Annotated in this window: 12 protein-coding genes; 8 read left to right on the forward strand and 4 right to left on the reverse strand. The window is 71.2% G+C overall.

Translation table 11 applies throughout. The features are described 5' to 3' along the window. Complete coding sequence (locus ACIGWZ_RS28425; protein ID WP_400069518.1) at window positions 1–792, reverse strand: ABC transporter ATP-binding protein; 792 nt, start codon at window positions 790–792, stop codon at window positions 1–3. Next, entirely contained in the window at window positions 789–1295 is a 507-nt protein-coding gene (locus tag ACIGWZ_RS28430; RefSeq protein ID WP_400069520.1) for a PadR family transcriptional regulator, read from the reverse strand. The genes ACIGWZ_RS28425 and ACIGWZ_RS28430 overlap by 4 nt, the downstream gene beginning before the upstream one ends. Before the next feature lie 269 nt (window positions 1296–1564). On the opposite strand from ACIGWZ_RS28430, the gene ACIGWZ_RS28435 reads away from it, so the two are divergent. The 6 genes from ACIGWZ_RS28435 (at window position 1565) to ACIGWZ_RS28460 (ending at window position 9123) form a co-directional block, all read left to right on the forward strand. Then, complete coding sequence (locus ACIGWZ_RS28435) at window positions 1565–2836, forward strand: ABC transporter substrate-binding protein (protein ID WP_400069522.1); 1272 nt, start codon at window positions 1565–1567, stop codon at window positions 2834–2836. A 210-nt stretch (window positions 2837–3046) separates the two neighbouring features. Then, window positions 3047–4813 (forward strand): glycoside hydrolase family 13 protein, encoded by a 1767-nt coding sequence (locus ACIGWZ_RS28440; RefSeq protein WP_400069524.1) that lies wholly within the window; start codon window positions 3047–3049, stop codon window positions 4811–4813. 62 nt (window positions 4814–4875) lie between these two features. Further along, complete coding sequence (locus ACIGWZ_RS28445) at window positions 4876–6219, forward strand: ABC transporter substrate-binding protein (protein ID WP_400069526.1); 1344 nt, start codon at window positions 4876–4878, stop codon at window positions 6217–6219. An 11-nt stretch (window positions 6220–6230) separates the two neighbouring features. Beyond that, window positions 6231–7634, forward strand: a complete 1404-nt coding sequence (locus ACIGWZ_RS28450) for an ABC transporter permease subunit (RefSeq protein ID WP_400069528.1) — start codon at window positions 6231–6233, stop codon at window positions 7632–7634. Next, window positions 7631–8512, forward strand: a complete 882-nt coding sequence (locus ACIGWZ_RS28455; RefSeq protein ID WP_400069530.1) for a carbohydrate ABC transporter permease — start codon at window positions 7631–7633, stop codon at window positions 8510–8512. Before ACIGWZ_RS28450 ends, ACIGWZ_RS28455 begins: the two co-directional genes overlap by 4 nt. A 113-nt stretch (window positions 8513–8625) precedes the next feature. Beyond that, window positions 8626–9123, forward strand: coding sequence for a cupin domain-containing protein (locus ACIGWZ_RS28460; protein WP_400069532.1), 498 nt, complete (start codon window positions 8626–8628; stop codon window positions 9121–9123). A 21-nt stretch (window positions 9124–9144) separates the two neighbouring features. Here ACIGWZ_RS28460 and ACIGWZ_RS28465 read toward each other — a convergent pair whose 3' ends face one another. Beyond that, complete coding sequence (locus tag ACIGWZ_RS28465) at window positions 9145–10503, reverse strand: PLP-dependent aminotransferase family protein (protein WP_400069535.1); 1359 nt, start codon at window positions 10501–10503, stop codon at window positions 9145–9147. Between the two features lie 115 nt (window positions 10504–10618). On the opposite strand from ACIGWZ_RS28465, the gene ACIGWZ_RS28470 reads away from it, so the two are divergent. Continuing rightward, window positions 10619–11440, forward strand: a complete 822-nt coding sequence (locus ACIGWZ_RS28470; RefSeq protein WP_400069537.1) for an alpha/beta fold hydrolase — start codon at window positions 10619–10621, stop codon at window positions 11438–11440. Window positions 11441–11625: 185 nt separating this feature from the next. On the opposite strand, the gene ACIGWZ_RS28475 is transcribed toward ACIGWZ_RS28470, so the two are convergent. Further along, window positions 11626–12054 (reverse strand): hypothetical protein, encoded by a 429-nt coding sequence (locus ACIGWZ_RS28475; protein WP_400069538.1) that lies wholly within the window; start codon window positions 12052–12054, stop codon window positions 11626–11628. A 181-nt stretch (window positions 12055–12235) separates the two neighbouring features. Here ACIGWZ_RS28475 and ACIGWZ_RS28480 point away from each other — a divergent pair, with 181 nt between their 5' ends. Further along, the gene (locus tag ACIGWZ_RS28480; protein WP_400069541.1) at window positions 12236–13624 is read left to right on the forward strand and encodes an 8-oxoguanine deaminase; all 1389 of its coding nucleotides are present in this window, start codon (window positions 12236–12238) and stop codon (window positions 13622–13624) included. The last annotated feature ends 42 nt before the right edge of the window (window positions 13625–13666 follow it).

Below are 13666 nucleotides of genomic sequence, written 5' to 3' on the forward strand. Positions count from 1 at the left end.
TCAGCCCTTCAGCCTGAGGACGTCGGTCACATCGGCGCCGGTGCGGCCGCCGCCCAGGTTCACCTCGTCGGCCACCTGGCCGTCGAAGAAGCTGATCACCCGGTCGGCGGCGCTCGCCATCCGGGCGTCATGGGTGACCAGCAGGATGGTCTGGCCGCGCCGGTGGAATCGGGTCAGCAGGCGCAGCACCTCCCGGGTGCCCTTGCTGTCCAGGCTGCCCGCGGGTTCGTCGGCGAGCAGCAGGCTGGGGGCGTTGACCAGGGCGCGGGCCAGCGCGACGCGCTGCTGTTCGCCGCCGGAGAGCTCACCGGGCGTGCAGTTCTCCTTGCCCGTCAGGCCCAGCTCATCGAGCAGCTCCGCGCGGTCCGCGCGGGCCTTCTTCGGCGAGCGGCCGGCCAGCAGTGCGGGGAGTTCGACGTTGTCGGCGACGGTGAGGTTGGAGACGAGGTTGAAGAACTGGAAGACGATGCCGATGTGGTTGCGGCGCAGCACCGCCCAGCGCGCTTCGCTGACGGAGTCGACCCTGCGGCCGTCGAGCCAGAGGGCGCCGCTGTCGGGCCGGTCGAGGCCGCCGAGGAGGTGGAGGAGGGTGGACTTGCCGGCTCCGGAGGGGCCGGTGACGGCGACGAATTCGCCGCGTTCGACGGTCAGGTCGACGCCCCGCACGGCATGGACCGGCGCGGCGCCCTCCGGCCGGTGGGTCTTGACCAGGCCGACCGCCCGCAGTATCGGATCCGGTGCCGGGCCGGATGTCGGGCCGGCTATCGCACCGGACGGCTCGTCCCGCCTCATTCCAACTCCTCTTGGCAGCGCTCCAGCCAGTCGAGGTCCGCCTGCAGATGCAGCATCGCGCCCTCGATCAGCAGTTGCGCGACCCGGTTGCCGCGATCTTCGGCCGCGGCGAGTTTCGACAGGTCGCGCATGGTGTTGAGGTAGTGCCGGCGCTGCTTGTTGATCAGGGCGATCTGGTCGGCAGTCCCGGTGTACGGGGCCAGGGCGAGCTTCATGAAGAACTCGTCCCGCACCCGCGGTTCGGCGGTGGATTCCTCGAACCACGCGTCCACCGCTTCGCGTCCCGCCGCGGTGATCCGGTAGATGCGTTTGTTCGGGCGATCCGACTGCTCGACGTCCTCCCCCTCGATCAGGCCCGCCTTCTCGAGCCTGCCCAGGGTGACGTAGATCTGGCCGACGTTCGGCTGAGGGTATGCCGCGCCCAGGAGGTTCTCAAGGGCCTGCTTGAGTTCATAGCCGTGTGCGGGTCCGCCGACCAACAGCGCGAGGAGTGGCAGCCGCACGCCTTCCCTCTCCCTCTCCGCCCGTGGTTGCCGGTACGCACCTGCCGGCCGGCTGAACTCGTCCGGCCGGGGGCCGGTTCGCCGTCGTATATTCCTGCAGAGCCGTCCGTTCCTGCAGCTCTTCCTGCATTTCCGCAGCTCTCGCTGCGGGATCTGCGGCCCGTCCGGTGGATCGGGGCCAGGCCCTAGTATCCCTGCATGGCTAACAGGTATACAGGGGGCCTGCCGTCGGGCCGCTGACCCGTCGGCGCAGGCGCGAGGAGGAGCCCATGCGGTGGAAGCGTGCCGTGGGCCGGGCCCTGCTCGTGTGTTCGCTGCTGTGTGCGGGCATGGCGGGTGCGCAGGCCGGCGAGCCGCGCGGTGACGCGGACGGGCGCGGCCCGCTCACGCTGGTGACCGGCGGCGACCTCACCGGCTATCTGCGCGGGGTGCTCGACGGCTGGAACGACCGGCATCCCCGGGAGAGGGTGACGCTGGTCGAGCTGCCGGACGCCGCCGACGAGGTGCGCGCCCAGATGGCCAGCGAGCTGCGCTCCGGCAGCGACCGCTTCGATGTGCTGAACATCGATGTGGCGTGGACGTCGGAGTTCGCGGCCGCGGGCTGGATCAGCCCGGTGGACGGGCGGCGGTTCCCGCTGCGCCACTTCCTGCCGCCGGTGGTGGACACGGCCACCTTCGGAGGGCGGCTGTACGCCGTCCCGTATGTCACGAATGCCGGACTTCTGTACTACCGCAAGGACGTGCTCGACCGGGAAGGCGTCCGACCACCGCGCACCTGGGCGGAGTTGAAGCGGCTGGCGAAGACGGTCGCGCCCAAGTACGGGCTGGACGGTTACGCCGGACAGTTCCTGCCGTACGAGGGGCTGACCGCCAATGTCACCGAGGCGGTGCAGTCGGCGGGCGGCACGGTGCTGGCGGGCGAGGGCGCGCGGGTCACGGTGGACTCCGCGGCGGCGCGCCGGGGGCTGGCCTTCCTCCTCGACGGGGTGCGCGAGGGATGGATCCCGCGGCGGGCGCTGGCGTTCAAGGAGGAGGAGTCCCGGCAGGCCTTCCAGGACGGCAAGCTGCTGTTCCTGCGGAACTGGCCGTATGCGTACGCACTGGCCCACCCCGGGGCGTCGAAGGTGGCGGGCAAGGTCGGCACGGTGCCGCTGCCGGGCCCCGACGGCCCCGGCTCCAGCGTGCTGGGCGGCTCCAATCTGGCGGTCAACAGCCACTCGCGGCACCAGAAGTCGGCCGCCGATCTGATCTCCTATCTGACGTCCGAGCCGGTGCAGCGCCGGGTGCTGACCGAGGGGGCGCTGCCGCCCGTATGGGCCGATCTGTACGGGGAGCCGCGGCTGGTGCGGCGCTTCCCGTATCTGCCGACGCTGAAGCGGAGCGTGCTGACGGCCCGGCCGCGCCTCAAGAGCCCCCGGTACGACCAGGTGAGCCTGGCGGTGCAGGCCGTGATGCACGACGCGCTGGTGCACGGGCGGAGCACCGATGCGACGGTGGCGCGGCTGAGCCGGGAGCTCGGGGCCCTCGTCAGTCGCAGTTGATCAACTTCTGCCTTCTAGTTACACGTTAAGTAGGCCGCAGGAGATCGTCGCCTTCTTATATCTCAACAAACTCGGGCATCTCTCTGTCATTTTCGGCCTCTTCATTGACACTCAAATGACACGCCTACTTAACATGCATGCATACCAACGAACTGACCGGCGAACTGCAGGCCGCTTCGGCATGCTCAGGTAAGAACGGGATCACGGCAGATGCTCACAGCCTCGGCAGGGAACGGCCCCTCGGTCGGACTCGCACCCTCTCCCTCGCTGGCACCGGACACCGCGCCGGATACCGCCCGGGACACGGCATCGGACACGGCACAGCGCTGGTGGCGCGATGCGGTCATCTACCAGGTGTATGTGCGCAGCTTCCGCGACACCACCGGTGACGGCATCGGCGATCTGGCGGGCGTACGGACCGGGCTGCCGTACCTCAAGAAGCTCGGGGTGGACGGCCTGTGGCTCAGCCCGTTCTACCCCTCGCCGCAGCACGACCACGGCTACGACGTGGCTCACTACCGCGACGTGGACCCCGCCTACGGCGATCTCGCCGAATTCGACCTCCTGGTGGCCGACGCCCACCGGCTGGGCCTCAAGGTGCTCCTGGACATCGTGCCCAACCACTGCTCCAGCGAGCACCCGTGGTTCCGTACCGCCCTGGAGGAGGAGCCCGGCGGACCGTTCCGGTCGCTCTTCCACTTCGCGGACGGACGCGGGCCGAACGGCGATCTGCCGCCCAACAACTGGCGGGCGATGTTCGGCGGACCCGCCTGGTCCCGGGTCACGGACGAGGAGGGCAGGCCCGGCCAGTGGTACCTCCACATGTTCACGCCCGAGCAGCCCGATCTGAACTGGCGCAATCCCGAGGTGAGCGCGGACTTCGAGAAGGTGCTGCGCTTCTGGCTGGACCGCGGCGTCGACGGCTTCCGTATCGACGTGGCCGCGGGCCTGTTCAAGCACCCCGAACTCCCCGACTCCCCCGACCCGTCGGCCGATGAGCGCACCCGCGACTCGGTCAACCCGCTGGCCTGGAACCAGCCCGAGGTCCACGACGTGTGGCGCGGCTGGCGGGCGCTGTGCGAGGAGTACACGGCCCGGGACGGCCACGACCGGCTGCTGGTCGGCGAGGTCTCGGTGCGCACGCCGAGCGAACAGGCCGCCTATGTCCGGGCCGACGAGCTGCACCAGGCGTTCTTCTTCCATCTGCTGACCGCGCCCTGGGACGTCGAGGTCTTCCGCAAGGTCATCACCGAGGCGCTGACCGACATCGCGAGCACCGGCTCCACCGTCACCTGGGTGCTCAACAACCACGACCAGGTCAGGACCGTCACCCGGTACGCGACGGGGCCCGGCGGCGAGGCGAGCGGGGTGGGCGCGGCACGGGCCCGCGCGGCCGCGCTGCTGATGCTCGCGCTGCCCGGGGCCGCGTATGTCTATCAGGGCGAGGAGCTGGGCCTGCCCGAGGTCGACGACCTGCCGGACGAGGTCCTCACCGACCCGATCTTCCACCGCACGGGCAGCCGGCAGCACGTCCGGGACGGGTGCCGGGTGCCGCTGCCGTGGTCGGGCGGGACCGCCCCGTTCGGCTTCGGCCCGGCGACCGGCGGCGCGGCGACGGACGGCGCGGGCACCGACGGCGCGGGGACCTGGCTGCCGCAGCCCGCATGGTTCGCCGAGCACACCGCGGACCGGGCGCTGGCCGACACCGGGTCCTTCTGGCACCTGTACCGCGAGGCGCTGCAGCTGCGCCGTACGCTCCCCCAGCTCGGCGAGGGCACGCTGCGCTGGCTGCAGAGCCCGCCCGAGGTGCTGGCCTTCGTCCGCGGGGACGGCCTGGTGTGCGCAATGAACTTCGGCACCCAACCGGTGCCCGCCCCCGTACCCGGCACCCCCCTCCTGGCCAGCGGCGACTGCCCCGCGGGCACGCTCCCCGGCGCCACCGCGGCCTGGTGGATGCACACCCCCGACCCCAGCTAGTTCCGCCGGCTCCGACCGCTCCTCCGACCGCTCCGACCGCTCCGACCGATGGGAATCCCACCATGAGACACCTCCCCGCGCGTCCCCTGCGCACCGCCCGCACCGCCATATCCGGCGCCGCCGTGCTCGGCCTCGCGCTCACCGCGACCGCATGCGGCGGCAACGTCTCCGCCGGTGGCGGGAAGCAGGAGCTCAGCGGCCAGTCGCTGACCGTCGCCGGGGTCTGGACCGGCGTGGAGCAGAAGAACTTCAAGAAGGTGCTGGACGCGTTCTCCGAGAAGACCGGCGCCAAGGTCACGTTCGCCTCCACCGGCGACAACGTCTCGACCGTCGTCGGCAGCCAGATCGAGGGCGGCAACGCCCCCGATGTGGTGATGGTCCCCCAGGTCGGCGTGCTCCAGCAGTTCGCCAAGAAGGGCTGGCTGGCGCCCCTCTCCAAGGAGATCGACGCCCAGGCCGAGAAGAACTACGCGCAGGTGTGGAAGGACTACGGCACGGTCGACAAGACCTACTACGGCCTGTATTTCAAGGCCTCCCACAAGTCGACGGTCTGGTACAGCCCGGACGCGTTCGCCCAGGCCGGGGTCAAGCCCGCCGCGACGTACCAGGACCTGCTGAAGTCCGGCCGTACGCTCTCCGATTCGGGCGTGCCGGCCTTCTCCGTCGCGGGCGAGGCGGGCTGGCCGCTCACCGACTGGTTCGAGAACATCTATCTCTCGCAGGCCGGTGCCGAGAAGTACGACAAGCTCGCCGCCCACAAGATCCCCTGGACCGATCCCAGCGTGGTCAAGGCGCTGACCACCCTGGGCAAGCTCTTCGGTGACAAGAACCTGGTGGCCGGCGGCGGTTCGGGCGCGCTGCGCACCGACTTCCCCGAGTCCGTCCAGCAGGTCTTCGGCCCCCAGCCGGGGGCGGCCATGGTCTACGAGGGCGACTTCGTCGGCGCGCTGGTGAAGGACGAGCTCCACAAGGAGGTCGGCAAGGACGCCAAGTTCTTCCCGTTCCCCTCGGTCGACGGCGGCAAGGCGCCGGTGGTCAGCGGCGGTGACGCGGCCGTGGTGCTGAAGGCCGGGAAGAACCGGAAGGCCGCGATGGAGCTGGTGAAGTACCTGGCCACGCCGGAGGCGGCGGGCATCTGGGCCAAGGCGGGCGGCTACCTCTCGCCCAACAAGAACGTCCCCGCGGGCGATTACCACGACCAGGTCACCCGCAAGGCGGCCGCGTCGCTGACGGCCGCCGGAAACTCCGTACGGTTCGACATGTCCGACCAGGCGCCCGCGGCCTTCGGCGGCACCCAGGGCGCCGGCGAATGGAAGGTGCTCCAGGACTTCCTGCGCGACCCCTCCGACGCCAAGGCCACGGCTCACCAGCTCGAGGCCGCCGCGGCCAAGGCGTACCGCAGCTAAGGGGCCCTGCCATGCCAGTCATCACTTCCGAGGTGCCGCCCGCCGAGGCGCGCGGCACCCGGCCCGGCCCGCCGGACGCCACGTCCGGCCGGGCCGGCGCCCCCGGGCGGCGTGCCGTCCGACGCCGCCGCCGGATCGCGGCCCTCTTCCTGCTGCCCGCGCTGTTGCTGCTGGGCGCGCTGGTCGCGTACCCCATCGTGTTCTCCGTCGTACGCAGCCTGTACGACGCCTCGGGCACCACCTTCGTCGGTGCCGACAACTACACCGAGATGTTCCAGGACCCGGCCACCCTCCGTGCCATCCGGAACAGCGCGATCTGGGTGGTCTTCGCCCCCGCGCTGCTGACCGGACTCGGCCTGGTCCTTGCCGTACTGACGGAGAAAATCCGCTGGAAGACGGCGTTCAAGCTGCTGATGTTCATGCCGATGGCGATCTCCTTCCTCGCCGCCGGCATCATCTTCCGGCTCGCCTACGAGCAGGATCCGCAGCGTGGCGTCCTCAACGCCGTCACCGTCGGCATCCACGACAGCTTCCAGGGCGAGGCCGCCTCCTTCCCGACCGCCAAGACGCGCATCGGCGACCGGCTGCTGGTCAAGGGGCACGACGGCTCGTACACGACGGCCCGGAGCGCGGCGGCGGGCAGCACCGTCGACCTCGGTCTGGTGGGCGTGGCGCCCAAGGACATGCCCAAGGAGGCCGCACCCGCCGCGAAGGCCGGCAACGCCCCGGCCGCCAAGGGTGAACTGCGCGGCGTGGTCTTTCTCGACTTCACGCCCGGTGGCGGCGGCAGGCCCGGCGTCGTGGACCGCACCGAACGCGGCCTGCCCCGGCTCGCCGTCGAGGCCGTCGATCCGCACGGGAAGGTGGCGGCCCACGGCACGACCGGGCCGGACGGCTCCTACCGGCTGACCGGCCTGAAGTCCGGCGCGTACACCGTCCGTCTGCCCGCCCAGGACTTCGCCCCGCCCTACGAGGGCATCTCCTGGCTCGGCCCGGCGCTGATCACGCCCGCCATCATCGGTGCGTACATGTGGATCTGGACCGGCTTCTCCCTCGTCCTGATCGGCGCGGGGCTCTCCGCGATGCCGCGGGATGTCCTGGAGGCCGCCCGGATGGACGGGGCGAACGAGTGGCAGGTGTTCCGCCGGATCACCGTGCCGCTGCTCGCGCCCGCGCTGGGCGTGGTGTTCGTGACCATGGTGATCAATGTGATGAAGGTCTTCGACCTCGTCTACATCATCGCCCCCGGCCCCGTGCAGCAGGACGCCAATGTGCTGGCCCTGCAGATGTGGCTGGTCTCCTTCGGCGGCGGCAACAACCAGGGACTGGGCAGCGCCCTCGGAGTCCTGCTGCTGCTTCTGGTGGTCCCGGCCATGGCCCTCAACATCCGACGTTTCCGCAGGAGCCAGTCATGACCACCGTCCAGCAAGCCGCCGCGCCGCGCGGGCGAAAGACGGCGCGGCCGGCGAAGCGGCTCAGCAGCAGCCTGATCCAGGCCGTCCTGCTCATTGTCGGCCTGGTCTGGCTCACCCCCGCCGCCGGGCTCTTCCTCTCCTCCCTGCGGTCGGAGGAGGCGAATGCGAGCGGCGGCTGGTGGCAGGCGTTCACCGCCCCGGGCCAGCTGTCGTTCGACAACTACTCGGCGCTGCTGAAGGACTCGGGCATCGTCCAGGCCTTCTGGAACACCGTGCTGATCTCGGTGCCCACCACCGTCCTGGTCGTCGTGATCGCCGCGCTGGCCGGATACGCCTTCGCCTGGCTGGACTTCCCCGGCCGGGACTGGATCTTCCTGCTGGTCGTCGCGATGCTGGTGGTGCCGGTCCAGATCGGACTGCTGCCGGTGGCCAAGATGTTCGGCGCGCTCGGGCTGTTCGGCTCGATCCCCGGCGTGGTCCTCTTCCACACCGCCTACGGCCTGCCCTTCGCCATCTTCCTGCTCCGCAACTTCTTCGCGGAGATCCCCAAGGAGATGCTGGAGGCGGCCAGGATGGACGGCGGCGGGGAGTGGCGGATCTTCTCCCAGCTCGTCCTGCCGCTGGGCCGGCCCGCCATCGCCAGCCTGGCCATCTTCCAGTTCCTGTGGGTGTGGAACGACATGCTCGTCGCCCTGCTCTTCGCGGACAACGACTCGCAGCCGCTGACGGTCGCCCTGCAGTCGCAGATGCGGCAGTTCGGCAGCAACATCGGGGTGCTGGCGCCCGGCGCGTTCCTCTCCCTGATCGTGCCGCTGATCGTGTTCTTCGCGTTCCAGCGGCAGTTCGTGCAGGGGATCATGGCGGGGTCGGTGAAGTAGCCGGCCCCGGGCCACGGTACGGAGCGGCGTCCGGCCGGTCGCCGAGGGTGGGCACCGGCCGGAGCGGACAATGGGCACCGCACCTCCTGACCGACCCGACGAGCAGGATTCCCATGACGTCGCACGACGCGTTCCACCCCGACCTCCCGGACGACGCCGCGGGCGGCTCCCCGCCGCTGCGCGCCCGGCTGCACCACATCCGCGCCGACGCGCTCGACGGCGACACCGCTCAGAGCGGGGGCATGCGACGCTTCGCCGCGATCAGCGGGCGGACGGTCGGCTCGGAGCGCATCTGGATGGGGCAGACCCATGTCGCCCCGGGGACCACGTCCGCCGACCATCACCACGGCGCCTCCGAGACGGCGATCCATGTCGTCAAGGGACACCCGGAGTTCGTCTTCCTCGACGACTCCGGCGGCACCCCCGAGGAGATCCGGCTCCGCACCTCCCCCGGCGACTACGTCTTCGTCCCGCCGTACGTCCCCCACCGCGAGGAGAATCCGAGCCCCGACGAGGAGGCCGTCGTGGTGATCGCCCGCAGCACCCAGGAAGCCGTCGTGGTCAACCTTCCCGAGCTGTACGTCCTCGGTCACCGGCCGCCCGCCGACTGAGCCCTCCCCCGCTCCCCTCCCCTATTCCGCCCCGGCGTCCTCCGGTGTGCCGTGGGCCAGTTCGGCCAGGGCACCGAGGGCGTCGGCCAGCGCGTCGAGGGGCGGGGAGCCCAGGGCCAGGCGCACGGCGTTGGGGACATGGCCCGTGCCGACGGCGAAGGCGCCCGAAGGGGTGACGGCGATTCCGCGGCGGGCGGCGGCCGCGACGAAGGTGTCGGCCCGCCAGGGGTCCGGGAGCGGCCACCAGAGGTGGTAGGCGCGCGGGTCGGCCTGGACGGCGTGCGGGGCCAGGCGTTCGGCGGCGAGCCGCTGCCGGGCGGCGGCGTCGCGGCGCTTGCCCTCCTCGACGGCGGCGGCGGTGCCGTCGGTCATCCAGCGGGTCGCCGCGTCGAGGGCGAAGCCGCCGGCCGTCCAGGTCCCCGACCGGAGCGCCGTCGCGAAGTCCTGTGTACGGCCCGCGGGGGGCACGACGAAGCCCAGGGTCAGCCCGGGGGCGAGACGCTTGGAAAGGCTGTCGACGAGGACGGTGCGCTCGGGGGCGAGAGCGGCGAGGGGAGGGAGATCGCTGCGGAGAAAGCCGTAGATGGCGTCCTCGATCGCAAAGAGGTCGTGCCGGCGCAGGGTTTCGGCGAGTTGCTCGCGGCGGGGGCCCGGCATGGTGATGCCCAGCGGGTTGTGCAGGGCGGGCTGCAGGTAGACGGCGCGCAGCGGCGGGGCGGCGTCGATCGCCTCCGGGACGAGGCCGTGTTCGTCCATCGCCAGCGGGACGAGGGTGACGCCGAGACGGGCGGCGATGCCCTTCACCACGGGGTAGGTGAGCGCTTCGACGCCGAGGCGTTCGCCGGCCGGGACGAGGGCGGCGACGGCCGCGGCGATGGCCTGCCTGCCGTTGCCCGCGAAGAGGAGCCGGCGGGGGTCCGGGGTCCAGCCGCCGCGGGCGAGGTGCGTGGCGGCGGCGTGGCGGGCCGGGGCGGTGCCCGCCACGCCGACCGCACGGAGGGAAGGGCCCAACGCCTCGGCGTGCACGAGGTGTTGGAGGCTCGCGGCGAGCCGGGCCGGCTGCTCGGGAAGCACCGGGAAGTTCAGTTCCAGATCGATCCGCGCCCCGCCCGGCTCGGCCAGCGCGGGCTCGGTCGCCGGGGCCGCGGTCCGTACGAAGGTGCCTCGTCCGACCTCACCCACCGTCAGGCCGCGCCGGGTCAGCTCCCGGTACACCCGCCCCGCCGTCGAACTCGCGATGCCCCGCTGCCGTGCGTACCGGCGCAGCGGCGGCAGCCGGTCCCCCGGCCGGAGGCGGCCCGATGCGATGGCGGCCGCCAACTCATCGGCGATCACGCGATAGTCGTCCACGGCGCCGCCCCACTCCTGGTATGCGCACATTGCCATATTGCACCGAGCGCATTGTTTTGATTGCTTTTCATTGCACCGAGAGATTGTCCTCTATAGCCTCGAAGCGTCAAGAGGGCGGCAGTCGCCGCAGAAGGGGGCAGGCACCATGACCACTGTCGGATACGAGGACACGGGCGACGGCGAGGCACTCGTCCTCATCCACGGACATCCCTTCAACCGCTCGATGTGGCGCCCGCAGATCGAGCATTTCCGGGCGGCCGGCTGGCGGGTCGTCGCGCCGGATCTCCGCGGCTACGGCGAGAGTTCGGTCACGCCCGGAAAGACCCGGCTGGAAACCTTCGTACGGGACATCGCCGGCCTGCTCGACGGCATCGGGGTCGAGCGGTTCGTCCTCGGCGGACTGTCCATGGGCGGCCAGATCGTCATGGAATTCCACCGGCAGTTCCCGGAGCGGATACGGGCGCTGCTGCTCGCCGACACCTTCGCCGCCGCGGACACGGACGAAGGCAGGGCCGTCCGCCGCGCCACGGCCGATCGCCTGCTGCGCGAGGGCATGAGCGGCTATGCGCACGAGGTGCTGCCCAAGATGGTCTCGCCGCGGAACATCGAGGCGCTGCCGGATGTCGCCCGCCACGTCCTGGAGATGATGGAGGGCACCTCCCCCGAGGGCGCCGCCGCGGCACTGCGCGGCCGGGCCGAGCGGCGCGACTACACGGATGCGCTGCCGGGCATCGCGGTGCCGACGCTGGTCGTGGTGGGCGAGGAGGACGAGTTCACGCCCGTGAGCGATGCCCGGATCATCGCGGACCGCGTACCCGATGCCACGCTCAAGGTCATCGCGCAGGCGGCACATATGCCCAATCTGGAACGGCCCGCCGAATTCAATGCGGCGCTTCAGCAATTCCTCGAGGCCCTGCCGGACGAATCCCGGAAGGGCCTGCGAAGCGAAGAACCGGCGAACCGGTAAGGACGGCGGACCGGTGAAAGCGGCGAACCGTCGAAAGCGGTGAAACCGGTTGAACGAGCGAATCGGAGAATCCGCGGCGCACACGGCACGCGCCTCGTGAGCCAGCGGGCGTCATTCAGTGAGCGTCATTCGATCGGCTTCATCCGGTCGACTTCCGTCAGCCGGCGCCCTTTACCGGGCGCCCTTCAGCGGGCGTCGTCAATTGCGCGGTAGTGCCCCAGCGCCGTCTCGCGCACCTTCCGGTCGCTCCAGTGGTCGAAACGGTCCGGGGCCGGCCGGTCGGGGTCCACCAGGGGGCGCCCGGCGTCCAGCAGGAGGTGGGCCAGATGGCGGCCCCGCGGCGCCTGCCGGAAGGCCGGGACGAGTGCCAGGGCCTCGGCGAACGCGGTACCGAAGTCCCCTTCGAGGAAGGGGACTTCGGCGCTTTCGAGGCCAGGCGGTGGGTTCCAGGGGGAGGGGGGTGTGCGCGTAGCTGCCGAGTCCGTAGCGGCGGCCGTGGCGGCGGGTGCACGACCACTCTCTCTTCGGCTGCCATATGTCCGCCTTCCGCTGTTGATCACATAGCTGGTGCCGGTCACCCCAGCCGGCCGCCCGTCCGCATACCGAGGCGTCATAACGGGCACACGACCTACGACCACGGGAACGACCAGCAGCACGGCCAGGGGAACAACGCCCGCCCGCCCGCTACGCGAGTGGTGACGATCCGGGGTCGGCGCACGACACCGGTACAGGGCAACTGCGCGACAGGTGCAGTCCTTGTGCCACGTCGGCACACCAACCACGGGAGAACCACGCATGCACCGGCCAGCCCACGACACCCGCACCAGCCACGACCACGACCTGCTCGTCAGGGACGCCCAGTTGCTCGTCGTCGACGACGCCACCGAGATTCCCGGCGGCTGGGTCGCCCTCCGCGACGGCCGCGTCGCCGCGGTCGGCGGGCCCGGCACCGAGCCGGAAGGCGTGGCGCGCACGCTCTCCGCCACCGGCCGCCTGGTCACCCCCGGCCTGATCAACACGCATCACCACATCTACCAGAACCTCACCCGCTCCTTCGCCCCCGCGGTCAACGGCACCCTCTTCGACTGGCTCACCACGCTCTACCCCCTGTGGTCCGCCCTCGACGCCGAGGCGGTCCATCTCTCCACCTACGTCGGCATCGCCGAGCTGCTGATGGGCGGCTGCACGACGTCGATGGACCACCTCTATGTGCATCCGCGCCCCCGCCTCGTCGACGCGGAGATCCGTACCGCCCAGGAAATCGGCTTCCGCTTCCATGCCACCCGCGGCTCCATGACCCGCTCCGTCGAGGACGGCGGACTGCCACCGCGCTCCGTCACCCAGACCGACGACGAGGTACTCGCCGACAGCGAACGGCTGGTGGCGGCCTATCACGACCCCTCCCCCGGCGCACTGATCCGCGTCGCGCTGGCGCCCTGCTCGCCGTTCTCGGTGACCAAGGAGCTGATGGTGGCGACCGCGGAGCTGGCCGAGCGGCTCGACGTACGGCTGCACACCCATCTCGCCGAGGACCGGGACGAGGACGCGTTCTGCCTGGAGACCCACGGCTGCCGTCCCGTCGAGTACTTCGCATCCGTCGGCTGGATGACCGACCGTACGTGGGTCGCGCACTGCATCTACCCGGACGACGAGGAGCGCGCCCGGCTGGCCGCGGCCGGCGTCGGCGTGGCGCACTGCCCCAGCTCCAACATGCTGATCGGCGGCGGCACGGCCGCCATCCGCGAGATGCGCGAGCTCGGCATGCCGGTGGGCATCGGCTGCGACGGCTCCGCTTCCACCGATCACGCCTCGCTGTGGATGGAGACCCGCGGCGCCCTGCTGCTCGCCCGCTACCGCGGCGGCCCCGCGGCGATGGCCGCCCGCGACGCCCTCGACATGGCGACCCGCGGCTCCGCCCGCTGCCTGGGCCGCGACGACGAACTCGGCCATCTGCGGCCCGGCGCCTGCGGCGATCTCGTCGTCTGGAACACCCATGAGGTGGCACTCGCCGGTTCGTTCACCGACCCGGTCGAGGCCTGGCTGCGGTGCGGCCCGTCCCGCGCCTGGACCACGATCGTCGCCGGACGCGTCCTGGTGGACCAGGGCGAGCCCCAACTGCCCGCACTGGAAACGAAGTTGCGAGAGCACGCGCGGGTGGCCCGCCGTATCCAGCGACTGACCTGAGAGCGCGCCCGACGACGGCCGTCGGGGAACGGACCGGGTACG

This window comes from Streptomyces sp. NPDC053427 (genome assembly GCF_044544985.1).
Classification (GTDB): domain Bacteria; phylum Actinomycetota; class Actinomycetes; order Streptomycetales; family Streptomycetaceae; genus Streptomyces.